Consider the following 22,145-nt stretch of genomic DNA (forward strand, 5'->3'; position numbering starts at 1 on the left):
AGACTGATTTACTCGGCCTTGGGCTCAGCGGCCATCTCGGCCTCGGAGACCTGCTCCTTACCGGAGCCAGCGAGGCAGGCGTCAGCCATGAGCTCGCACATAAGGGTGACAGCGGAGATAGCGTCATCGTTGCAGGGGATGCCGTACTCGACCTCGTCGGGATCGGAGTTGGTGTCGATCAGAGCGACGACGGGGATGTTCAGGCGCTGAGCCTCCTTGATGGCGTTCTCCTCGCGCTTAGTGTCGATGACGAAGAGAGCCTGGGGCAGACCCTTCATGTCGCGGGCGCCACCGAGGTTGGTCTGGAGCTTGGTGAGCTCCTTGCCGAGCACAGCCTGCTCCTTCTTGGGGAGCACTGCCATGCGGCCGTCCTCGACCATGGCCTCGAGCTCCTCCATGCGGTTGATGCGGGAGCGGATGGTGACGAAGTTGGTCAGCATACCGCCGAGCCAACGCTGGTTGATGTAGGGCATATTAGCGCGCTCAGCAGCGTTCTTGACGGCCTCCTGAGCCTGCTTCTTGGTGCCGACGAACAGCACGTTGCCGCCCTTGGCGACGTTCTTGACGAAGGTGTAGGCCTGGTCGGCGTCGAGGATGGTCTGCTTGAGGTCGAGGATGTAGATGCCGTTGCGCTCACCGAAGATGAACGGCTTCATCTTGGGGTTCCAGCGACGGGTCTGGTGACCGAAGTGGCAGCCGGCCTCGAGCAGGGTGCGGATATTAATCTTGGTAGCCATGTTAAACCTCCTGTGGTTTGCCTCCGCGCGGGGTCATCCTCCAAAACCAACCCGGACATGTGCTACCAAAGCCCGGGCACCACGGTATGAAGTAGCCGCGCGTGCGTGATAAAAACCTGTTGCCGTGAAGCAACCCGACGAATGATAGCAGGAATGCATCTTCCTGCCAACCCGCAATCAAAACCACACACCTGAGCGCGGCGCGGGACGTCCCAGCCACTATTCGCCGCGGGGATGGGCTTGAGCCACAGCCCGCTTAAGCCGATCGGGTGTGAGATGCGTGTAGATCTGCGTCGTGGACAGGCTCGCATGACCTAGCAGCTCTTGAACCGAGCGCAGGTCCGCGCCGCCCTCGAGCAAGTCGGTCGCAAAGGTATGGCGCATCGCATGCGGGGCGATGTCGGCCGGAATGCCGGCGAGCGTCGCCAGCATATGAAACCGCCGCCTGAGCATGGCGGCACTCATACGGTTTCCGCGCGCCGAGATAAACAGCGGATGCACGCCGTTCACGCCGTCGCCGCGCTTTGCCTGTGCAAGGAGCTGTGGCCTCCCCTCCTCAATATAGTGACGAGTCGCCTCGAGAGCGCGCCGATACAAGGGTACGATACGCTCTTTGCTCCCCTTGCCCCAAAGTCGCAGCGTTCGCTCGGACCAAGCAATGGACTCCACGTTGAGCGCCGCGAGCTCCGAGATTCGCGCGCCGGAGGCATAAAGTAGCTCGAGCATCGCCGCATCGCGCAGCCCCGCAGGCGCCGAGGTATCGGGGGTCTTGAGCAATGACTCGACTTGCCGGGTCGTCAGCACACCGGGAAGATCGCGCGGCAGTTTGGGAGAGGATATCGCCGAGACCGCATCGCCCTCAACGATTTCCTCGGCAGCCATCCACCGATAGAGCGAGCGAATGGCAGACAGGTGTGCCGCAAGGGTCCGAGCCGCCACTTGGCCACGCGACAGCTCGGCCAAATAGGAACGAACGGTCCGTACGTCGGCGGCGCGAGCGTCGACGTCCTCACGTTCGCACCACGCGGCGAAGCGCTCGAGCCGCGAAGCGTAGGCTGTTACTGTATTGGGAGCGAGCCCTTCGACACGTGCGATATAGGTGATAAACGAGTCGACGGCATCGTACAGGTCAAAAGTTATGACCTCTCGCCTCCAAACAGATCGGAGCGCGTTTCCAGATAGGCATCCAGGGCCTTAAGGGCCCGGTCCGCGTAGGCCTGGTAACGATCGCGCTTGCTGCGACGCTTACCGTCCTCGAGCGGCGGCACGAGGCCAAAGTTGACGTGCATGGGCTGGTAGCCCACCGTAGCCGGGTCGGTCGCATACCCCACGAGCGCGCCCAGGGCGCCCACGCGCGGCAGCTCGACGGGAGCAGCCTCGACAGCCTCGGCATAGGTGTTGAGCGCGGCGAGCAGACCCGTCGCCACGGCTTCCATGTACCCCTCGGTGCCGGTAATCTGACCGGCCAGGCGCACGCTCGTGCCGGGCACGGCAAAGGTGCCATCGAGCACGTGCGGCGCATCGACAAAGGTGTTGCGGTGCATGACGCCGTAGCGGAAGAACTCGGCGTTCTCCAGTCCGGGAACCATACGAAAGACGCGCTTCTGTTCGCCGAAGGTCAGGTTGGTCTGGAAGCCAACCAGGTTATAGGCCGTCTTCTCCTTGTTCTCGGCGCGCAGCTGGATCGCCGCCCAGGGACGGCGACCGGTGCGCGGGTCGGTGAGCCCGACGGGCTTCATGGCACCAAAACGGATGGCATCCTTGCCCGTGCGCGCAACCTCCTCGGCAGGCTGGCAGGCCTGAAACAGGTCCCCGCCCTCAAAATCCTTGAGCACCACGCGATCGGCCGTGGTAAGCGCCTCGATAAAGGCCTCGTACTCTTCCTTGTTGAGCGGGGCATTGAGATAGTCGCCACTCCCCTGCTCCTCGTAGCGCGACTGCGAGAACAGCACGTCCATATCGAGCGTCGAGGCATCGACAATCGGGGCGGCCGCGTCAAAGAACGCCAGGGCGTCACCACCGACAAGCTTCATGACCTCCTCGCTCAATGCCGGCGAGCACAAGGGGCCCGCGGCGATAACCACATGGCCCTCGGGAATCTGGGTGACCTCACCGTGGACGACCTCGATATTGGGGCGGGCGGCAACCTCGGCCTCGACGAGCTCGGAGAATGTAACACGGTCGACCGCCAGGGCGCCGCCAGCGGGAACGGCGGCGCGATGAGCGCAGTCGAGCAGCACCGAGCCCATGCGCTCGAGCTCGGCCTTCAGCAGACCGGCGGCGGAATCGGGGCGGGTCGACTTAAACGAATTGGAGCAGACGAGCTCCGCCAAGTGATCGGTATGGTGGGCAGGAGAGCTTACTTGCGGGCGCATCTCGCACAGCTTTACGGCGAACCCGCGATCTGCCAGCTGAATCGCACATTCCGATCCCGCCAGACCGCCACCGATAACCGTCACCTGATCAAACAGCATCTGCAAACACCTTTCTAATTGACACGTTTTCCATTGTGACCGAAGGGCGTCTGGGCGTGAAGGGCAAACTTGGAGGGCGCATACCTTCCATCCATCATGCGCTCGATGAGGCCCTCAAGCTCGAGCGAACCCAGGAGCTTGAGTACGCCGACGGCATCGAGGGAGACGAGCGCGGCGATATCATCGACCTTGAGCGGCGAGGCAATGAGGGCATGCATCACGACCTGCTGCGTGGCATCCAGGTCGGCGATACCGGGCGCATCAGGGCGCGAGTAGCGCAGGGTGCCGTATATGCGAGAGATAGCCATCTCGATGGACTCCTCGTCGACAATGCAGCAGGCGCCGTTCGCAATGAGGTAATTCGTGCCACGCGACTCGGGCGATAGGATCGACCCCGGCACGACAAGAAGTTCGCGCCCCAAATCCATAGCAGCCTCGGCTGTAGAAAACGTTCCGGAAGGCATACCCGCCTCGGAAACAAAGAGGGCTTGCGACAGGGCCGCGATCACGCGATTGCGGCGCGGAAAGGCAAACTTGCGCGGACCCATGCCCCACGGAGAGATCGACACGACCGCGCCACCCGTATCGAGCGTGCGCATAATAAGCCCCGCGCTCGAACGCGGGTAGACCACGTCGGCGCCCGTCCCCAGCACCACGACGTGTTTGCCGCCGGCGTTGACCGCAGCCCAACCCGAGGCCTGGTCACAACCGACCGCGCCGCCCGAAACTACCGTCACTCCCGCCTCGACCGCCACCTTTGCCGCAAGCTCTGCCACGGCAAGACCATACGGCGAGGCCTTGCGCGCGCCGATGATGGAGAGCGCGGGTGTCGAAAGCACCTCGGGATTGCCGCGCACATAGAGCGTCTGGGGTACATCAGAAAGCTCCAAAACGGTCTCGGGATACAACGCATCACCTGGATGCAGCTCAAAGGTCCCCTCGGCTATCATTGGTCCCTCCTTCCCTGGTACATCGCCGCCTCGAGCACATGGTCCTGCGTCACCTGCTCGCTCTCGGCGACGTCAGCGATTGTACGCGCGATACGCACCAGGCGCACGATGCCGCGGCCCGTGAGATGCATGCGTTTGGACAGGCCGAGCACACACTTCTCCGCCGCATCATCGAGCTCAAAGGTCGAAACGACGCCGTCAATGGACCGTGTCTCGTCATCCTCGGCCCCGGCATCAGCATCGTCCATACGGGATTCGCGCCAAGCGCGAAAAGCGCGACCGCGCACAACGTAGTCACGTAACTCGGCAGACGACATACCCTCCGCACCCTCGATAATCACTTGGGGGTCGGGACGGGTCACATCGATCATCATGTCGATACGGTCGGCCAAAGGACCGCGCAGCTTTGACCGATAGCGCTCGACCATCGCCGCCGAGCAGCGGCATGGCACCTCACGGTCGCCCAAAAAGCCGCAGGGACAGGGATTGCTCGCAGCCAGCAGCTGAAAGCGCGACGGGAAGGTAAAGGCCCCGTCGACGCGCACGATCCTCACATAGCCGCGCTCGATGGGCTGACGCAGCGTCTGCAGCACACTCGTGGGAAACTCGGCAAGCTCGTCCAAAAAGAGCACGCCGCCATGAGCCAGGCTGATCTCACCCGGATGCACCGGGCGCCCTCCGCCAATGAGGCCAGCCGTTGATATGCTGTGATGGGGACTTCGAAATGGCCGATGACCTGCCAATAAGCCATCGATGTTCTCGCCCAAGACCGAATGGATGCACAGCGCCTCCTGCTGGTCCTCAACGGAAAGCTCGGGCAGGATGCCGGTCATACGACGGGCGAGCATCGTCTTGCCCGATCCCGGGGACCCGACCATAAGCAAACCGAGCTCACCCGCTGCCGCCAGCGCCATGCCGCGTTTGGCGACTTCCTGCCCCAGTACGTCGGCATAGTCGAGTTCGGGCTCAAAGGTCGCCTCGAGCACTTCAGAATCCAAGTAGTGCCGCGCGGCATCGCCCATGCCATGGGCAAGCTGAGACAAATGATCGATGAATCCACAATCCACGCCCGCGAGTGGCACATGCTGGTCTGACCTGCCGGCGATAAAAGACAGCCCCATATCACGCGCCAATAGCTGAAACGCCACCTCGCCCTTGACAGGAAGCACCGTACCGTCCAAGCCAAGCTCACCTGCGATAAGACAACGATCGAGGTTGTCGCGGGGAATCTGACCATCGGCCGCCAATACCGCGATGGCGATGGGCAGATCAAAGCCGCTACCGGTCTTGCGAATATCGCCAGGCGCCAGATTGACCGTAATGCCCGAGCGCGGGATTTCAAACCCGGCGGAGCGCATCGCGCAGCGAATACGACCGCGTGACTCCATCACCTCCATACTCGGAATGCCGAGCATCTGAATGCCCGGAACGCCGCCGGCAAGCGAGACCTCGACCGTGACGTGAATCGCCTCGACGCCACGGATGCAGGCCGCGTGAACGGCAAACGTCTCGAACGCCATCACGACACCTGCCAATCGAACGCGTTGTACTGATGCTCGATCTCGGCGATATGCCCGCCGCGAATGGTGACGCCCACGGCGTCGAAGCGAATCGCCTTGAGCGGATAATGCTCCATGAGATAGCAACTTGCGATGCGGCGGTAGCGGCGTTGCTTTTGGGCGTCCACGGCCTCCTCGGGAAAGACCCGCGTGGTGCAATCCAGGGCGACGCGTCTCGTCTTGACCTCGACCATCACCACGACATCGTCGAGCTCATCGAGCAGCACCAGATCGGCCTCGCCCTCGGTGCAACGATAACCCTGCTCCAGCAAGGAGTAGCCGCGCTCGTTAAAGTAGTCGATGGTGATCAGCTCGCCCAGCATACCCAGCTCGCGGGGACTGAGCCCCTTGATAAACTCGGGCGTCATCGCCCCGCAGTCGAGCTCGCCGTTTTCCCAACGCTCCTTGAGCTGCTGCGTCTTGCTCTTTTTGCTTGCGGCACTCATGGGGTCTCCTTTCCCGCACGCTGCATTGCCCCGATGATGAGGGCACCTTTCATGCGGGTAAGTACCGGAAGCAAACCAAAAGCTGACCAAATGCCGTCAAAAAACGGGCCGTACGCAGCAATGCTGTTGCATACGGCCCGCTACCAGCAGGTTTACAAAACCCCAGAGGTCCCTTTCTCCACAATTGACCTAGAAAAGGCGCTCAGTCTGCAGAAAGTTTCCGCAAAAGCTCACGCGGTGCAGCGGACAAAGTCCATGTTTGCGAATGGCCTCGATGTGCTCGGGGCTTGCATAGCCCTTCGACTCGGCCAGATGGTACTCGGGATACTCGGCGTCGTACTCGACCATCATCTCGTCACGCGTGACCTTCGCCATGATGGACGCCGCGGCGATGCAGGCGATTTTGGCATCGCCCTTCACCACATCGCGCTCGTTGGGAACGGCGCCCAAGGGGTTGCCATCCATGAGGACACAGTCGGGTTCAAGTCCCGTATCGGCCACGGCGCCCGCGACGGCGGCACGAATGGCACGCGCCATGCCCATCTCATCGATATCCTTAGGCGCGATATGGCAAAAACCGATCGCCGTCGCCACCTCGGCAATCTTCACCGAGAGCAGCTCGCGGCGCGCCGGCGTGAGCTTTTTGGAATCGTTGATGCCCCAGACGCGCGGCTTCATGGGAAGGCACACGGCGCACACCGTCAAGGGACCGGCAACCGATCCGCGACCCACCTCGTCGACACCAACGATCACCCCATCGCCGCCAAGCTCATGCATAAGCTCGTACATGCCATTGACGCGCTCGCGCTCGGCAACCTCTTTGGCATGGCGTTTGAGGGCGCGTTCACAAGCCTTGATCACCTGCTGGCGCGGGTCCTCGCGATAATGCTCCACGAGGGCGGGAATCTCCTCAAACGTAGCGCTCGCCAGCTCTCCGGCAACCTGCGATGCCGAAACCGAGCTCGTCATGTTGGCCATACCAGGCCCTCCTTGCATGCAAATCAGATAAAAAGAAGGGCCACCCGAAGGTGACCCTTGTGTCCAAACGAGTGGACAGACGCTGCGATCTTCTTAGCGCTTCTCGGGGATGCGAGCAGCCTTGCCCACCTTGTCGCGGAGGTAGTACAGCTTGGCGCGACGGACGCGACCATGACGAACGACCTCGAGCTTGGCGATCTTGGGGCTGTGAAGCGGGAAGGTACGCTCAACACCGACACCGAAGGACATCTTGCGGACGGTGAAGGTCTCGCGGGCACCGGCGCCGGCCATGCGGATGACGTCGCCCTGGAAAACCTGGATGCGCTCGCGGTCGCCTTCCTTAATGCGGTAGTGAACCTTGACGTTGTCGGCGACGCGAACCTGAGGAATGTCCTCGCGGATCTGCTGGCGCTCGATTGCGCGGATGTAATCCATGTGCAATTCCTTACTCTTCTAGAGGTGCCGTACCACCTTGGCCGGCACGTAGTTGAACAAACGTATTCGAGTATACACGCGCGGGTTTCTGCTGCAAGAACAATTTTTTACGCAGACAAAAAGACAAAACCCGCACATGATAACCGCCCGCCTCACGAATGAGACGGGCGGCATGAAGGGGGCTACGCTAGGCGTCTAAACCCAAAACGTTAGGCGGAGCGCTTCGCCTCGAGCTTGGCCTGGGCGGCAGCCAGGCGTGCGAGGGGCACGCGGTAGGGCGAGCAGGACACATAGTCCACATCGGCCACGTTAAACAGGCCCTTGATGGACTTGGGGTCGCCGCCGTGCTCGCCGCACACGCCAAAGTGCATGCCGGGGTTGATGGCGCGGCCCTTCTCGACGGCCAAGCGCACGAGCTCCAGCACCGCCGTGTCGATGGTCTCGAAGGGGTTGTCCTTCAGGATCTTCTTGTGCAGGTACAGCGGAATGAACTTGGCCTCGGCATCGTCGCGGGAGAAGCCGAAGGTCGTCTGGGTGAGGTCGTTGGTGCCAAAGCAGAAGAAGTCGGCATGCTGCGCAATCTCGTCGGCGACCATGCAAGCGCGCGGCAGCTCGAGCATAGTGCCCACGGGAATGTTGAGCTCGACGCCCTCCTCGGCGGAAACCTCGGCGATGACGCGCTCGATGACCTCGCGGGTCTGGACATGCTCGGCCGTGATGGAGACGAGCGGGACCATAATCTCGGGGCGCGGATCGACACCCTCCTTGATAAGGCGAGCGGCAGCCGTAGCGACAGCGCGAACCTGCATGAGCGGCAGGTCGGCAAAGACAACGGACAGGCGCACACCGCGCAGACCGAGCATGGGGTTCGACTCGACCATGCCGTCGATACGACGCAGGCGAGCACGAAGTGCAGCGAGCTCTTCCTCGCTGGCGCCAGCGGTTTCCTTCTTGGTGATGGCGACCTCGAGCTCGCGAGGATCATCCAGGAACTCATGAAGCGGCGGATCGAGCAGGCGAACGACTACATCGCGACCGGACATCGTCTTAAACATCGCCAGGAAGTCCTCAGTCTGGACCTTGAGCAGGTCGGCCAGGGCCTGCTGCTTCACGGCCTCGTCATCAGACAGGATGAAGCTCTGGATGATGTTCTTGCGATCGCCCAGGAACATGTGCTCGGTGCGGCACAGGCCGATGGCCTCGGCACCAAACTCAAGCGCGAGCTCGGCATCCTCGGGGTTGTCGGCATTGACGCGCACATGGTTGGCGTGGCCACAGCTCTCATCCAGGCGGATCTCGTCGGCCCAGGACAGGATGGTGTCCAGATCGCCGGTGAGCTCGGCGGAGACCAGGTCAACGGCGCCGTCGACGATGATGCCCTGGGTACCGTCGATGGAGATGATGTCGCCCTCGTGCAGTACGCGGTCGCTGCCATCGATGTGCACGACCTTCTCGGCGGCGTCGATGTGGAAGCGCTCGACACCGCAGACGCAGGGCGTACCCATGCCGCGGGCGATAACGGCTGCGTGGCTCGTCTTGCCACCATGGCTGGTGAGGATGCCCTCGGCAGCGACCATGCCCTTCAGATCGTCGGGGTTGGTCTCCCAGCGAACCAAAATGACCTTGTGACCCTCGTTGGCGCGCGCGACGGCGTCATCGCTCGAGAACACGACCTCGCCCACGGCGGCACCGGGGCTGGCGTTAAGGCCGGTAGCAAGTGCCTCATACTTCTTGGAGGCATCGAACTGCGGGTGCAGGAGCTGATCGAGCTGTGCGGGGTCGATGCGCCCCACGGCTTCCTCGCGGGTGATCAGGCCCTCCTCGACCATTTCGATAGCAATGCGCAGGGCGGCAGTGGCGGTGCGCTTGCCCACGCGGGTCTGGAGCATCCAGAGCTTGCCCTGCTCGATGGTGAACTCGATATCGCACATATCGCGGTAATGATCCTCGAGCGTCAGGAACACGCGCTCGAGCTCCTCGCCTGCGGACTCGAGGCCCGAGGTGGTCTTGAGGTCGGCGATGGGCTCGGTGTTTCGGATGCCGGCGACGACGTCCTCGCCCTGGGCGTTAACCAGAAAGTCGCCGTAAAACTCCTTGGTGCCGTCGGCCGGATTGCGCGTGAAGGCGACGCCGGTCGCGGAGGTCTCGCCCTTATTGCCAAAGGCCATAGCCTGAACGTTGACGGCGGTGCCGAGTTCGTCGGAGATACCATGCTGCTTGCGGTAGATGCAGGCGCGCTCGTTCATCCAGCTGCCAAAGACGGCCTGGATGGCAAGACGCAGCTGGAGCTCCGGGTCGTGCGGGAAGACGGGCTTGCCGTCAGCGACCTCGAGCTCGGGGTACAGGGCGGCCTCGACGTTCTCGGAGAAAATGCCCTTGAAGGTCTCGACGAGCTCCTGCAGGTCCTCGGCCGAAAGCTCGGAATCGACACGAACGCCGGCGACCAGGCGGGCCCGGGTCAGGGCGTTCTCGAACAGATCGGCATCGACGCCCATGACGACGTTGGAGAACATCTGGATAAAGCGGCGGTAGCTATCCCAGGCAAAACGCGGGTTTTGCGTCTGGGCGATAAGGCCCTGGACGGAATCATCGTTGAGGCCCAGGTTGAGAACCGTGTCCATCATGCCGGGCATGGAGAACGGAGCACCCGAGCGAACCGACACGAGCAGCGGATCGTTGGCGTCACCGAGCTTCTTGCCGCAGCGGGCCTCGAGGTCTGCCTCGGCGGAAACGATCTCATCGAGTGCGCCCTCGGGCCAGACGTTACCGGCACCGGAGTACGCAACACAGGTCTGGCAGGTAATGGTAAAGCCACCGGGGACCGGCAGGCCGATGCGGCTCATCTCGGCAAGGTTTGCGCCTTTGCCGCCAAGCACGAAGTTCATGGACTTGTCACCCTCGGTGACACAGGTGCCCTGGGCGTCGGTTCCAAAACGGTAAACCCTCTTGCAATCGCTCACGATACTTCCCCTTCCATGCGCTCTCGCGCACGACCGTGGTAACGAATTGGCCCGCCGGATGCGAGCCGTGAGGGAACTATACGGCGGGTTTTGGACAGGCTTGAGCAGAGGATGCGCGGTTTGGTAAACGTGGTAAATATGACGGTAAACGGTAGGTAAAGGTGGTTGCCTTATGAAGATACCAATGCAAGTAACTTGCAGGTCAAAAGCGGTAATAACTGCTAAATCGCTTTACCATAATCATGCATTATTTTGAGGTAATCTCTTTGGGTAGCTAATTTGGGACGGGGCTATTTTAGCTACCCAGACAAACCCGTCCCACATAAGCTAGCTTTGTTGAGCGCGACGGGCGGCACGGCGGGCCCTGGCTTCTCGGATCTCTTCGAGGTGGGCAATGATCTCGGAGGCGCTCTCCTCAATCGCCTTGCCGTCGGTACGCACTACAAAGCAGCCCAGGCGTTTCATGAGCGCGCGGGCTTCCGCAAGCTCACTACGCACGCTCTCGGGCTCCGCATAGGAGCCGGCAACGGCACGGGCGTAGTCATCGCCCAAGCGGCTATCGCGAATTTCGGAAATCACATCGACGGTCGAAATCAAGCCGAACAGGCGCATCGGGTCAACCTCGTAAATCGACTTGGGCGGCTCCATGCCATGCGCCAGTGGGACATTGGCAACCTTGTAGCCCTGATAGGCTAAATACATCGACAGCGGCGTCTTGGATGTACGCGACACACCCAGCAGCACGATATCGGCACCCGACAGATCGTCGCAACCACGACCGTCATCGTGCTCAACGAAATACTCCATGGCCTCGATACGATGGAAATAGCGGTCATCGGTCTTGTGAATCACGCCCGCAACGCACTTGGGCGGCACACCGATGAGCGACGACAGCACGGCAAGCGTCGGGCCGATCAGGTCGACCGAACGGATATGCAGCATACCCAGGTAATCGAGCACGCGGGCGCGAAGCGCCGGATCGACAATGGTATGGAACACGGCGACATCGCGATGGTCGGCATCGACGCGCGGCCCCACAAATGACTTGACCTGCTCCACCGAGGTCACCTTGGGCAGGCGCAAGAGACGAAAAGCCCCTTCATCAAATTGCCCGGACGCCGCAAGCACCACCTCACAAGCGGTATCGCCGAGCGAATCGGAGATAACGATAACGGTGGGACGAGCGGTGACCGGGCAATCCATGCGGGGCTCCTTTTGCGCTTATGCGCAGGCTGGCTTACTTTTTGCGGGCAAGCTCACCGATGTTGGCGATGCCGGAGAAAACGGCCTCGAAGCGGTTGAGCAGCTTAAGGCGATTATCGCGAAGCTGCTCGTCCTTGTCCATGACCATGACCTCGTCGAAGAAGCGGTCGATGGGGGCACGCAGGGCGGCGAGGGCAGCAAATGCGGCCGGGTAGTCCTCGGCAGCAAGGGCGGCATCGACAGCGGTCTGAGCAGCCTCGGAGGCGTCGGCGAGCGCGAGTTCGGCCTCGCCCATCAGGGCGCGGTCGTACTCCGCACCCAGCTCGGGCTTCGAGATATGCGCGGCACGGGCATAGGCGGTAGCCAGGTTGTCGAACGTCTCAGCGTCATTCTTGCGGGCCTCGTCGAGGGCAGCGCAGCGGGCAAAGAAGACGGACGGGGCGATGATATGCACCGCAGAGACGGCGGCGACGGTATCGGCCGGAATCTTCTCGTCGCGGGCCATGCTCACCAGGCGGCCGTGGAAGAAGTCGCGGACCTGCTGGGCGACCTCGGCGGCGTCGAACTCAATGCCCTGCTCGCTATAGAGCTCAAGGGCAAAGTCAATCAGCGACGTGGGGTCGATCGGCAGACGGTCGCGCAGGATGTTGATGATGCCGATAGCGGCACGACGCAGCGCGTACGGGTCGGAAGAGCCGGTCGGGGGCTCGCCGATGGCAAAGATACCGGCGATGGTATCGAGCTTGTCGGCGCAGGCCACGATGCAGCCGGCGGTACCCTCGGGCAGCTCGTCGCCGGCAAAGCGGGGACGATAGTGGTCGCGAATGGCGTGGGCGACTTCGTCGTTCTCCCCCATCGCGGTCGCGTAGTAACCACCCATCACGCCCTGTTGGCTCGTGAACTCGACGACGGCGTTGGACACCAGGTCGGCCTTGCACAGGTGAGCGGCGCGAGCGGCGTCGGCGGCCAGGTGGGCGCCCAGATGGGCCTCGCGGGCGATGGCGAGCGCGAGCTGCTCAACACGCTCGGACTTGGCGAGCACGCTGCCGAGCTTCTCCTGGAAGGCGACCTTGGCCAGACGCTCGCGGAACTCGTCGAGGGAGATCTTCAGGTCCTCCTCGTAGAAGAACTTGGCGTCGTCCAGGCGGGCGCGCACGACGCGCTCGTTGCCGTCGATCACACGCTCGGCGTTCTCGGGCTTGCTGTTGGAAACGACCACGAACTCACGCGTGAGCTTGCCCTCGCCGTCATAGATCGGGAAGTAGCGCTGGTTGGTGAGCATGGACTCGCAGATAATCTCGTGCGGGACCTTGAGGAACTCCTCGTCGAAGGTACCGACGAGCACCGTCGGCCACTCGCAGAGGTTGATGACCTCCTCAAAGACCTTCTTGGGCGTATCAACATGGCAGCCGGGGCGAACAGCCTCGACCTCGGCGATGCCGGCAAGGATGGCCTCACGACGACGCTCGGCAGAAAGCACGCCGGCGTCCTCGAGCACCTGCTCGTAGACGGCGGGGCTGGCGACAACATGGTCGCCGGCGCCCAAGACGCGATGACCGCGCGTGGTGTTGCCGCTCGTCACGTCAGCAAAGGTGACGGGCACGACGTCCTCGCCCAGAAGGCAGCAAATCCAGCGGACCGGACGCACGAACGTCGCGTGCTCGTGGCCCCAGCGCTGGGAGCGGTAGTTGGGCCACTGCAGGCCGGCGATGGTCTTCTCGCACAGGGCCGTCAGGATCGGAGTAGCCGGAGCGGAAGGAATGTTCTTCTCGGCAAAGACGTACTCACGACCGTCGGTGTCCTCGCGACGGACCAGATCCTCGGCAGCCACACCGAACTTACGGGCGAAGCCCTGGGCGGCCTTGGTGGTGTTACCGTCCGCGTCGAAGGCAATGTTGGCCGCGGGGCCACGCTTGACCTCGTGAACCTCATCGGTCGCGGTGGCGACGTCGGCCACGAGTGCAGCCAAACGACGCGGACTCGAGATCACGCGGACCTCGCCGTGGGCCAGACCGGCCTCGTCGAGACCCTTGGCGATCATGGTGCCAAGCTGCTTGACGGCATTGTTCAGCGGTGCGGAGGGCATTTCCTCCGTACCGATCTCAAACAGGAAATCCTTAGCGTCTGCCATGGCTTACGCCACCTCGCCTTCCTGGTTGGCATTCTCGTTGACTCCGGCGACCTCGGCCATATAGGCCTCGCAGCACGCCTTGGCGACGGCGCGGACACGCAGGATGTAGTTGGCACGCTCGACCGCAGACAGAGCGCCGCGGGCATCGAGCAGATTGAAAGCGTGGCTGCACTTCATGACGCAGTCGTATGCGGGCAACGGCAGCTTGCGCTCCAGGCAGGAATGGCACTCGGCCTCGTAGTCATCAAACTTCTGACGCATCATCTCGACGTTGGCGACCTCAAAGTTATAGGCACTGAATTCGCGCTCGTTCTCGAGGAACACGTCGCCGTAGGTCATGGGCGTGCCATCGGGCAGGTAGCTCCACACCAGATCGTAGACCGAGTTGACGCCCTGGGCGTACATGGCGATACGCTCCAGGCCATAGGTAATCTCGACGGGCACGGGGTCGACCTCGATACCGCCCACCTGCTGGAAGTACGTAAACTGCGTGACCTCCATGCCGTTGAGCCAGACCTCCCAGCCAAGGCCCCAGGCGCCGAGCGTCGGGCTCTCCCAGTCGTCCTCGACAAAGCGGACGTCATGGTCGTTGGGGTCCAGGCCAATGGCGGCAAGAGACCCCAGGTAGAGCTCCTGGGCGTTGACCGGCGAGGGCTTGATGAGCACCTGGAACTGATAGTAGTGCTGCATGCGGTTGGGGTTCTCGCCGTAGCGGCCGTCGGCGGGACGGCGGCAGGGCTGCGCATAGCAGGTGCGCCACTCGGCGGGACCGAGCGAGCGCAGCGTGGTCGCGGTGTGGAAGGTACCGGCACCGACCTCGGAGTCATAGGGCTGCATAATAACGCAGCCCTGCTCGCCCCAGTACTGCTGGAGGCGCAGGATGATGTCTTGGAAGGAAAGCGATGAAGCGTTCATGCCTCTAATATCCCCTCGTCGAAACGATTACACGGTTAGGTACTGTACTATAGCGGTTTTTAGTCGATAGCGCCCAGACGGTTAAGCGGCCAGTAACGCACGAGCGCCACGGCGATCAAATCAGAGCGATCAACGGGACCAAAGTAGCGTGAGTCGGCTGAGTTTTCGCGGTTGTCGCCCATCACCCACACGCACCCGTCGGGAACGGTGTAGGGATAACTCACCTGGGCGCCAGGCGCTTGGACCGAAAGCGGCCAACTCATGCCGGTCGTATAGTCCTCATCGAGCGCCTGGCCGTCGACGACGACCTTGCCGTCCTGCAGGTCGACCGTCTGGCCGGCCGTGGCAATAACACGCTTGACAAGAACATCATGCTCGGAAGTGGCATCGGGGTTGTGGAACACCACGATATCGCCCTGTTTGACGGGCTGACCGAGCTCGAGGCTCACCTTTTGTGCCAGGATCTGGTCGCCAATCTCGATCGTGTCCTCCATGGAGCCGGTGGGTACCACAAAGGGCTCGACCACAAAGGTGCGGATCAGGAAGGTGACCACGAGCGCGATCGCGATGACCGCGACCCACTCAAAAGCGCCCCTCAACGCGGAATGCTGCGATGGAACCATTCTCACTCCTCGCTCTGCGAATACGAAGCGTCCAGAATCTCCTGCGCGTATGCGCGCTCCTGGGGCGTAAGCCGTGCCGTCTCGATCAGGTCGGGACGCCAGCGGCAGGTGCGCTCGATGGCATTCTTACGGCGCCAGGCATCGACCTTGGCATGGTCACCGCTCACGAGCACCGGCGGCACGCCCTCGCCGTTGAATTCAGCAGGGCGAGTGTACTGCGCATACTCGAGCAGGCCTCCGTCCTCGGCGGTCGAGAACGACTCGTCGACGTTGCTCATCTCGTCACCAAGGGCGCCGGGAATCAGGCGTACGACGGCATCGGCAACGACCATAGCGGGAAGCTCGCCGCCCGTGAGCACGTAATCGCCGATCGACAGGCGCTCGTCGGCATACGCATAGGCACGCTCGTCGACACCCTCGTAACGGCTGCACACAAACAGCAAGCGCTCGCTTTTGAGCAGGCGCTCGGCCACATGCTGCGTAAAAGGCTCGCCGCACGGGGTGAAGAACACCACCGTCGGCTTGGGGCCCTCCGCGCTAATGGCCTCGATGGCCTCGGCGATAGGCTCGACCTTCATGAGCATGCCCTGCCCGCCGCCGTACGGCTCGTCATCGACGGTACGATGGCGGTCGTGCGTCCAGTCGCGCAGGTTATACGCCTTAAAATCAAAAAGGCCGGCCTTGCGGGCGCGGCCCAAAATCGATGTGGACATGACGGGCTCAAACATCTCGGGAAAGACCGAAAGGGTCTCAATCAGCATGTTGTCCTCCCTACTTGTCCATATCGATCAGGCCGTCCATAACGTGGACGGAAATTGTTCCTGTGTCGGGAAGATCGAGCACAACCTGCTCGATCACGGGAATCAGTACCTCGCCGTACCGATCGCCCTCGACATCCCAAACATCGTTAGCGGGCGTCGACATGATCTCGACAATCGTGCCGAGCGAACCGAAGCGCTCGTCAACCACCTCGCGACCCATCAGGTCGGTATAGGCGGCGTCGAGTGAATCGAGCTCAAAATCGTCACGATTTGCCAGCACATAGCATCCCGTGATGCCCTCGGCGGCCGTCAAGTCGTCAATGCCCTCAAATGAGACCAGATCGCCATCGCCCGTATCGGTGACGGACACAACCGTGCAAAAGCGGTCGCGCTTGAGCGCCGGCGGCGTCAGGGCGACGCGCATACCCGGCTCTAATACAGAAGGAAGCCCCCGCAGCGGCTGCGCGAGGACCTCCCCCTTCCTTCCGTGCGGCTTGACCACACGGGCGATGTTTTTGTACTGGGACCTCAAGGTCCTAGCCCAGAACCTCTACCTCGACAGCAGTGTCGAGGCGAGCGGCCAGCGCACGGGCGAGCGTGCGAATGGCCTTGATGGTACGGCCACGACGGCCGATGACCTTAGCGACGTCATCCTCGGCGACCGAAACCTCAATCGTAGAGGCGTCGTCACCATCGATGACCTCAAGGCTCACGGAATCCGGGTCGTCGACGATCTGAACAACGAGATATTCGACGAGATCGGCGATGCGATCTGAGAGCATTGCCTCACCCTCGAGCTGTGCAGCGTCAACCTCAGGCACGATTTACTCCTCGGCGCCCTCAGCGGCCTCAGCGGCAGCCTTAGCGGCCTCGGCCTCTTTGGCGAGCTGCTTCTTGGACTTCTTGACGACGGTCTCGGTCTTCTCGCCCTCGTTGGCGGCCTTGACCAGAGCGGCGACGGCGTCGGTGAGCTGAGCGCCCTTGGACTGCCAGTCGGCGATCTTCTCGAGGTCGAGGTTGATGGTCTTGGGGGCGGTCATCGGGTTGTAGCGGCCAACCTCCTCGATGATACGACCGTCACGCGGGGCGCGGGAATCGGCGACGACGACACGGTAGTACGGACGCTTCTTAGCGCCGTGACGAGCAAGGCGAATCTTGACTGCCAAAGGAAACTCCTCCAACCAAGCAGCTTTAGGCTGCAACTACAAACAAACAGTTGAATATAATACGCCATCGACGCGGGCAGGTGAAGTCCGTGAGACCAACTTCTTCGGTGTAGTCGAGGGCAAATCCATATCTTAGACAAGAATTCGGGATTTGCAAGCACATACACGCACCCCACATGAGCTACGCGGTATACTCATGACATGGAAAGACGCGAACATACATACGGTTATGAGGATGCCATGGGCGTCACACCGCCTCCCTGGACGGGTTCGGCGGTGGGCCTCATGGACCTCGATGCGTTTTTTGCGAGCGTGGAGATGCTCGATCATCCCGAATGGCGCGGAAAGCCGCTCATCGTGGGCGGAGACGCCGATTCGCGTGGCGTCGTGTCCACGTGTTCGTATGAGGCACGTCGCTTTGGCGTGCGCTCTGCCATGGCCTCGGCTGAGGCGCGGCGCTTGTGCCCGCAAGCCATTTGGACGCACGGGCACTTTGATCGCTACCGCGAGGTGAGCGCGCAGGTCATGGCGATTCTTGCCGAGGAGACGCCGCGCGTTGAGCGCGTATCCATCGACGAAGCCTTTATCGATATCACACCGGGTCGCTTTGCGCCCGAGGACCCACTGCTGGTTGCACGGCGTATAAGCGACCGTGTGGCAGCGCTGGGAGTGACGTGCTCCATTGGCGTGGGCTGCAACAAGACGGTCGCAAAGATCGCAAGCGAGCGGGATAAGCCGTTTGGGCTGACCATCGTGCGCCCCGGAACCGAGCAGCGCTTTTTGGCCGCGCTGCCGGTATCTGCCATGAGCGGCATCGGGCGCTCGGCCGAGGAGCGACTGCGCCGTATGCGCATCTACACGCTCGGCGAGCTGTCACGCGCGCCGGAATCCACCTTGGCCTCTATTTTTGGCGTCAACGGCGAACGTATGCGTCAGCGTGCGCTGGGACTTGAAATCTCCGAAGTCACGAGTCTCGATGAAGAGCGCAAGATCAAGTCGGTCAGCAATGAACGCACCTTTGCGAAAGATTTAACTGAGCGCGGAGACATCGAAGCGGCGATTGCACTGTTGGGCGAGTCAGTTGGACGCCGCCTGCGCCGTCAGGGACTGACGGGCGGCACGGTAACGCTCAAGCTCAAGTATTCGTATGGCAGCGGGCGTACGGCACAGCGCCGGCTGCCTCATCCGACCGACGATGAGAACATCTTTGTGGCGGTTGCGCTCGAACTGCTCGACAACATCTGGCAGGAAGGCATGCATGTTCGCTTAGCGGGCATCGGCATGAGCGACTTCGACCACCAAGGCGGCATCCAGACCGACCTGTTCTGCGAAGTCGACGACCGCGGAGCCCAATCAAGCGACCGTCGCGACCTCTCGGTCGCTATCGACGCCGTCCGAGACAAGTTCGGCGACACCGCCCTATCTTTCGGCCGCCAATCCCGCTTCAACGATTAACCGCCTTTAGGCAAAAAGAAAGCCGGGCAGGTGCGGAAAACCGCAACTGCCCGGCGAAATGCGCGAAGCTAGCTAAAAAGCCCCGTATCAAATGAGCTACTAGAGGAGATTGAGGGGGAGCTGGGGGGCGTCACCCCAGAGCTTTTCTAGGCGGTAGAAGTCGCGGGCTTCGGGAGTGAAGACGTGGACGACAACCGAGCCGTAGTCCATGAGCATCCAGGTCTTCTGCTCGCGGCCCTCGATGGAGAACGGATGCTCGCCGCAAGCCTCGGCGACCTTCTCCTCGATCTCGTCGACGATCGAATCGACCTGGCGGTTGTTGGTACCGGTGGCAAGCACAAAGTAGTCGCACACGTCGGAAAGCTCGGTCAGGTCGAGCACCTGCACGTCCTCGCCCTTCTTGTCGTAGGCGGCCTGCGCGGCGGCGCGGGCGACATCCTCGGCGGCGACACCGCTCGCGGACAGCGAGGCGGCGGTGCGGTCGGACGTGGCAACGAAACTCTTGTGCTCCACACCTTCAAGAATCTGCTCGTCAGTCATGGTCTCGTCGGCCATGGAATACCTCTTTCTAGACACACCCGAGCTAGCGCAGCTGGGCGTAATGGTTGTAAATCGTAATAGCCGTGGGATAAAGATAGCGCCCGGACTGGATCACATAGACCAGACCCTGCGCAAAACAGGAGAAGAACAACTCGTCAAGCGTCGACTCCCCCACCATCTTGCGCAGCGCATGGGCATAGTCGCCGTGGCGGTTGGGCTCGATGGCATCTGCCACAAAGACCACCATATCGAGCGGCGTCATGTCGCAGGCACCCACGGTGTGACGGTCGACAGCCTGGAAAACAGCCGGCGACAGCTCGGGAAAAAGCTGCGGAAGCTCATAGGCGGCAACAGGGCCATGCAAAAGCGGCGTCGCGGCGGAAGGAGAGCCGGCAACCTTGATGCCATAGTGAAGCGCGCGGGCCACGAGCTCGTCATCGGAAAGAACCTTGTCCCAGTCGTGAATTAAGCCGGCGGCAGCCGCATCAAAGCGGTCAACGCCGTAGACCTCGGCCAGATGAAGTGCGGTCTCGGCAACACCCAGCGAATGCACATAGCGCTTGCGCTTATCTTTCATGCGAACATCGAGCAGCTCTTGAATGCGCTTGAGCAGCGCGCGCTCATCGCCCTCAAACTGATCCTCTACCGACAACGTAGCCCCCATCACTCAAAATCTTCTTGGCCCAAATCGGCATATAGCCTGCGCTTGCGAATGTAGCCGAGCACAGACTCGCTCGTAAGATAGCGCACGCTCATGCCGCGGGCAACTCGCTTACGAATGTTCGTCGAGCTGATCGCCAGCGCCGGAATCTGAATATAGCGCACATCGAACGGCAGCCCCGACTCTTTGATTCGGGCACGCGCCGTATCGATATCAAAACCCGGTCGCGTCGCCGCAATAAAGGTAGCAAGCTCAGCGATTCGCTCGGCATCATGCCAGGTCACAATATCGATAATCGCGTCGGCGCCCGTAATAAAGTAGAGCTTTACCTGCGGCGGGTAAAAGTCGCGAAGGGCATGAAGCGTATCGGCCGTATAGGTTACGCCCGGACGGTCAATCTCGAACCGGCTCGCCAAAAAGGCCGGGTTCGCGGCGGTGGCGAGAACCGTCATGGCATAACGGTCCTCAGCAGGCGTCACCGGCTTGTCAAGCTTAAAGGCGGGAGAGCCCGCCGGCATAAAGAGCACGGCGTCCAAGTCGAGCGACTCGCGCGCCTGCTCGGCAGTCACCAGGTGCCCGTAATGAATCGGGTCGAATGTGCCGCCCATAATGCCAAGCCGAAACTCTTTGCCCTCTTTTATGGGCAGCTCGGGCAAACCGATTCCACCGCGCAGCGACATGGCTTACTCGCCCTCCGAGGTCTCGGCATCGTCCGCGGCATCAGCCGCATCGATAGCCTCGACGCCCTCATCCGCAGCATCGGCCACGTCAATGGCCTCAACGGCAACGTCCTCACCAGCGTCCTCGAGCTCCTCGTACTCCGAGAAGTCCTCAGCGCCCTCAAAGTCAAAGGCGCGCTGGCAAATGCGGACCTCGTCGCCCGCACGGCAACCGGCCTTCTCGAGCGCGTCGTCAACACCCATACGCGCAAACTTATGCTGCAGGTAGATGACGGCTTCCTCGTTTTCCCAGTCGGTCTGGATGACCATGCGCTCGATGGCACGACCGACCACGCGGAAGGCACCGGGCTCTTCCTGGACAATGCGGAAACGCTTCTCGCGCTGCAGACGGCGGCGCTCCCACTCCTCGTCGCGCAGATCGACCGGCTCAGCGGAGACCGCCAACTCGGCACGCAGCTTAGCCACCTGCTCGCCCACGGCAAGCATCAGCGTGTTGAGGCCGGCGCCCGTCACGGCGGACACGGCAAAGAACATATGGCCGTCGTCGAGTGCCGCACGCTTGAGGTCGGCAATCTTGTCGGCCGTGCCCGGCGCATCGCACTTGTTGGCGACGACGATCTGCGGACGCTCCGAAAGCTCGGCGCCATACTGCTCGAGCTCACGGTTGATGATACGGTAATCCTCAACCGGGTCGCGATCCTCAAACCCGCCCGTCATGTCAACGACATGCATGATGAGCGCCGTGCGCTCAATGTGGCGCAGGAACTGATGGCCCAGGCCCTTGCCCTCGCTTGCGCCCTCGATCAAACCAGGAACGTCGGCAACGACGTAAGAATACTCACCGGCACGCACCATGCCGAGGTTCGGCACGAGCGTTGTAAACGGATAGTCGGCGATCTTGGGACGGGCGGCACTCATGCGCGCGATAAGCGAGGACTTGCCCACCGAGGGGAAGCCCACGAGTGCGGCATCGGCCATAAGCTTCATCTCAAGCTCAATCCAGTGCTCCTCGGCCGGTTCGCCCAGCTGAGCGAACGCGGGCGCGCGGCGCACCGACGTCACAAAGTGCGTGTTGCCCAGGCCACCGGCACCGCCGGGCGCCACGACAACGCGCTCGCCATCGTGCACCAGGTCAGCAATCTCGAACATCGGGGTCTGCGTCTCGGGGTCGAGCTCGCGCACCACGGTGCCCATGGGAACCTTCAGGATCAGGTCCTCGCCGCTCTTGCCGTTACGACGGGCACCCTGCCCGTGCGTGCCGCGTTCGGCGCGGAAGTGATGCTTAAAGCGGTAATCGATCAACGAAGACAGCTGAGCATCGGCCTGGATGACGACATTGCCGCCACGACCGCCGTCGCCGCCATCGGGGCCGCCCTTGGGGACAAATGCCTCGCGCCTAAACGACATGCATCCGGCTCCGCCGTCGCCGCCGCACACGTTAATGCGGCTGATATCGGTGAACTGTGACAAC

The 22,145-nt window shown here is 62.0% G+C and carries 22 protein-coding genes; 1 reads left to right on the forward strand and 21 read right to left on the reverse strand.

The genetic code is table 11. The annotated features are described in order from the left end of the window. Positions 1-8 precede the first annotated feature (8 nt). From rpsB to rpsP, 17 genes are all read right to left on the reverse strand, one after another. Positions 9-737 carry a 30S ribosomal protein S2 gene (gene rpsB / locus DXD16_RS00975; RefSeq protein ID WP_006236109.1) on the reverse strand — a complete coding sequence of 243 codons (729 nt, stop codon included), beginning with the start codon at positions 735-737 and terminating at the stop codon, positions 9-11. Positions 738-956: 219 nt separating this feature from the next. Then, positions 957-1,877: a tyrosine recombinase XerC gene (locus tag DXD16_RS00980; protein WP_117654821.1), complete on the reverse strand. Its 921-nt coding sequence runs from the start codon at positions 1,875-1,877 to the stop codon at positions 957-959. Next, a complete protein-coding gene (gene trmFO, locus DXD16_RS00985; protein WP_117654822.1) occupies positions 1,874-3,211 on the reverse strand; it encodes a methylenetetrahydrofolate--tRNA-(uracil(54)-C(5))-methyltransferase (FADH(2)-oxidizing) TrmFO in 1,338 nt (445 codons plus the stop codon). Before trmFO ends, DXD16_RS00980 begins: the two co-directional genes overlap by 4 nt. 14 nt (positions 3,212-3,225) lie before the next feature. Further along, the gene (locus tag DXD16_RS00990; RefSeq protein WP_117654823.1) at positions 3,226-4,161 is read right to left on the reverse strand and encodes a DNA-processing protein DprA; all 936 of its coding nucleotides are present in this window, start codon (positions 4,159-4,161) and stop codon (positions 3,226-3,228) included. Beyond that, on the reverse strand, positions 4,158-5,681 hold the full coding sequence (locus DXD16_RS00995) for a YifB family Mg chelatase-like AAA ATPase (protein ID WP_117654824.1): 1,524 nt from the start codon (positions 5,679-5,681) through the stop codon (positions 4,158-4,160). Before DXD16_RS00995 ends, DXD16_RS00990 begins: the two co-directional genes overlap by 4 nt. Then, positions 5,681-6,166 carry a YraN family protein gene (locus DXD16_RS01000; RefSeq protein ID WP_117654825.1) on the reverse strand — a complete coding sequence of 162 codons (486 nt, stop codon included), beginning with the start codon at positions 6,164-6,166 and terminating at the stop codon, positions 5,681-5,683. Before DXD16_RS01000 ends, DXD16_RS00995 begins: the two co-directional genes overlap by 1 nt. 189 nt (positions 6,167-6,355) lie before the next feature. Beyond that, positions 6,356-7,144, reverse strand: a complete 789-nt coding sequence (locus DXD16_RS01005) for a ribonuclease HII (protein ID WP_117654826.1) — start codon at positions 7,142-7,144, stop codon at positions 6,356-6,358. Between the two features lie 93 nt (positions 7,145-7,237). Continuing rightward, positions 7,238-7,579: a 50S ribosomal protein L19 gene (gene rplS, locus DXD16_RS01010; protein WP_006236098.1), complete on the reverse strand. Its 342-nt coding sequence runs from the start codon at positions 7,577-7,579 to the stop codon at positions 7,238-7,240. A gap of 209 nt (positions 7,580-7,788) precedes the next feature. After that, positions 7,789-10,539 carry a pyruvate, phosphate dikinase gene (gene ppdK, locus DXD16_RS01015; protein WP_117654827.1) on the reverse strand — a complete coding sequence of 917 codons (2,751 nt, stop codon included), beginning with the start codon at positions 10,537-10,539 and terminating at the stop codon, positions 7,789-7,791. Positions 10,540-10,866: 327 nt separating this feature from the next. Then, complete coding sequence (locus DXD16_RS01020) at positions 10,867-11,742, reverse strand: pyruvate, water dikinase regulatory protein (RefSeq protein WP_117654828.1); 876 nt, start codon at positions 11,740-11,742, stop codon at positions 10,867-10,869. Positions 11,743-11,776: 34 nt separating this feature from the next. Next, positions 11,777-13,873, reverse strand: a complete 2,097-nt coding sequence (gene glyS / locus DXD16_RS01025; RefSeq protein WP_117654829.1) for a glycine--tRNA ligase subunit beta — start codon at positions 13,871-13,873, stop codon at positions 11,777-11,779. A 3-nt stretch (positions 13,874-13,876) separates the two neighbouring features. Beyond that, complete coding sequence (locus DXD16_RS01030) at positions 13,877-14,788, reverse strand: glycine--tRNA ligase subunit alpha (protein WP_117654830.1); 912 nt, start codon at positions 14,786-14,788, stop codon at positions 13,877-13,879. Positions 14,789-14,847: 59 nt separating this feature from the next. Then, a complete protein-coding gene (gene lepB / locus DXD16_RS01035) occupies positions 14,848-15,411 on the reverse strand; it encodes a signal peptidase I (RefSeq protein WP_117654831.1) in 564 nt (187 codons plus the stop codon). A 2-nt stretch (positions 15,412-15,413) separates the two neighbouring features. Then, on the reverse strand, positions 15,414-16,172 hold the full coding sequence (trmD, locus tag DXD16_RS01040; RefSeq protein ID WP_117654832.1) for a tRNA (guanosine(37)-N1)-methyltransferase TrmD: 759 nt from the start codon (positions 16,170-16,172) through the stop codon (positions 15,414-15,416). 10 nt (positions 16,173-16,182) lie between these two features. Beyond that, positions 16,183-16,674, reverse strand: coding sequence for a ribosome maturation factor RimM (gene rimM / locus DXD16_RS01045; protein ID WP_233502560.1), 492 nt, complete (start codon positions 16,672-16,674; stop codon positions 16,183-16,185). Between the two features lie 34 nt (positions 16,675-16,708). After that, positions 16,709-16,954 (reverse strand): KH domain-containing protein, encoded by a 246-nt coding sequence (locus tag DXD16_RS01050; protein ID WP_171021534.1) that lies wholly within the window; start codon positions 16,952-16,954, stop codon positions 16,709-16,711. A 42-nt stretch (positions 16,955-16,996) separates the two neighbouring features. After that, the gene (gene rpsP / locus DXD16_RS01055; protein ID WP_022094749.1) at positions 16,997-17,338 is read right to left on the reverse strand and encodes a 30S ribosomal protein S16; all 342 of its coding nucleotides are present in this window, start codon (positions 17,336-17,338) and stop codon (positions 16,997-16,999) included. A 201-nt stretch (positions 17,339-17,539) separates the two neighbouring features. Here rpsP and dinB point away from each other — a divergent pair, with 201 nt between their 5' ends. Beyond that, positions 17,540-18,793, forward strand: a complete 1,254-nt coding sequence (dinB, locus tag DXD16_RS01060) for a DNA polymerase IV (RefSeq protein ID WP_117637234.1) — start codon at positions 17,540-17,542, stop codon at positions 18,791-18,793. A gap of 99 nt (positions 18,794-18,892) precedes the next feature. Here dinB and rsfS read toward each other — a convergent pair whose 3' ends face one another. The 4 genes from rsfS to obgE form a co-directional block, all read right to left on the reverse strand. Further along, entirely contained in the window at positions 18,893-19,348 is a 456-nt protein-coding gene (gene rsfS / locus DXD16_RS01065; RefSeq protein WP_035138582.1) for a ribosome silencing factor, read from the reverse strand. 28 nt (positions 19,349-19,376) lie between these two features. Then, on the reverse strand, positions 19,377-19,910 hold the full coding sequence (gene yqeK / locus DXD16_RS01070) for a bis(5'-nucleosyl)-tetraphosphatase (symmetrical) YqeK (protein WP_192924102.1): 534 nt from the start codon (positions 19,908-19,910) through the stop codon (positions 19,377-19,379). Positions 19,911-19,996: 86 nt separating this feature from the next. After that, the gene (gene nadD, locus DXD16_RS01075) at positions 19,997-20,674 is read right to left on the reverse strand and encodes a nicotinate-nucleotide adenylyltransferase (protein WP_117637231.1); all 678 of its coding nucleotides are present in this window, start codon (positions 20,672-20,674) and stop codon (positions 19,997-19,999) included. A 3-nt stretch (positions 20,675-20,677) separates the two neighbouring features. Then, a complete protein-coding gene (gene obgE / locus DXD16_RS01080; protein ID WP_199408034.1) occupies positions 20,678-22,144 on the reverse strand; it encodes a GTPase ObgE in 1,467 nt (488 codons plus the stop codon). Position 22,145 lies beyond the last annotated feature (1 nt).

The organism is Collinsella sp. TF11-5AC, from assembly GCF_003436775.1.
Classification (GTDB): domain Bacteria; phylum Actinomycetota; class Coriobacteriia; order Coriobacteriales; family Coriobacteriaceae; genus Collinsella.

What these genes read in the sequence shown, in the direction of transcription:
- rpsB (WP_006236109.1), bottom strand. Translation starts at nt 737, where the DNA reads ATGGCTACCAAGATTAATATCCGCACCCTGCTCGAGGCCGGCTGCCAC.
- trmFO (WP_117654822.1), bottom strand. Translation starts at nt 3,211, where the DNA reads ATGCTGTTTGATCAGGTGACGGTTATCGGTGGCGGTCTGGCGGGATCG.
- DXD16_RS00990 (WP_117654823.1), bottom strand. Translation starts at nt 4,161, where the DNA reads ATGATAGCCGAGGGGACCTTTGAGCTGCATCCAGGTGATGCGTTGTAT.
- DXD16_RS00995 (WP_117654824.1), bottom strand. Translation starts at nt 5,681, where the DNA reads ATGGCGTTCGAGACGTTTGCCGTTCACGCGGCCTGCATCCGTGGCGTC.
- DXD16_RS01000 (WP_117654825.1), bottom strand. Translation starts at nt 6,166, where the DNA reads ATGAGTGCCGCAAGCAAAAAGAGCAAGACGCAGCAGCTCAAGGAGCGT.
- DXD16_RS01005 (WP_117654826.1), bottom strand. Translation starts at nt 7,144, where the DNA reads ATGGCCAACATGACGAGCTCGGTTTCGGCATCGCAGGTTGCCGGAGAG.
- rplS (WP_006236098.1), bottom strand. Translation starts at nt 7,579, where the DNA reads ATGGATTACATCCGCGCAATCGAGCGCCAGCAGATCCGCGAGGACATT.
- DXD16_RS01020 (WP_117654828.1), bottom strand. Translation starts at nt 11,742, where the DNA reads ATGGATTGCCCGGTCACCGCTCGTCCCACCGTTATCGTTATCTCCGAT.
- glyS (WP_117654829.1), bottom strand. Translation starts at nt 13,873, where the DNA reads ATGGCAGACGCTAAGGATTTCCTGTTTGAGATCGGTACGGAGGAAATG.
- DXD16_RS01030 (WP_117654830.1), bottom strand. Translation starts at nt 14,788, where the DNA reads ATGAACGCTTCATCGCTTTCCTTCCAAGACATCATCCTGCGCCTCCAG.
- lepB (WP_117654831.1), bottom strand. Translation starts at nt 15,411, where the DNA reads ATGGTTCCATCGCAGCATTCCGCGTTGAGGGGCGCTTTTGAGTGGGTC.
- trmD (WP_117654832.1), bottom strand. Translation starts at nt 16,172, where the DNA reads ATGCTGATTGAGACCCTTTCGGTCTTTCCCGAGATGTTTGAGCCCGTC.
- DXD16_RS01050 (WP_171021534.1), bottom strand. Translation starts at nt 16,954, where the DNA reads ATGCTCTCAGATCGCATCGCCGATCTCGTCGAATATCTCGTTGTTCAG.
- dinB (WP_117637234.1), top strand. Translation starts at nt 17,540, where the DNA reads ATGGAAAGACGCGAACATACATACGGTTATGAGGATGCCATGGGCGTC.
- rsfS (WP_035138582.1), bottom strand. Translation starts at nt 19,348, where the DNA reads ATGGCCGACGAGACCATGACTGACGAGCAGATTCTTGAAGGTGTGGAG.
- yqeK (WP_192924102.1), bottom strand. Translation starts at nt 19,910, where the DNA reads ATGAAAGATAAGCGCAAGCGCTATGTGCATTCGCTGGGTGTTGCCGAG.
- nadD (WP_117637231.1), bottom strand. Translation starts at nt 20,674, where the DNA reads ATGTCGCTGCGCGGTGGAATCGGTTTGCCCGAGCTGCCCATAAAAGAG.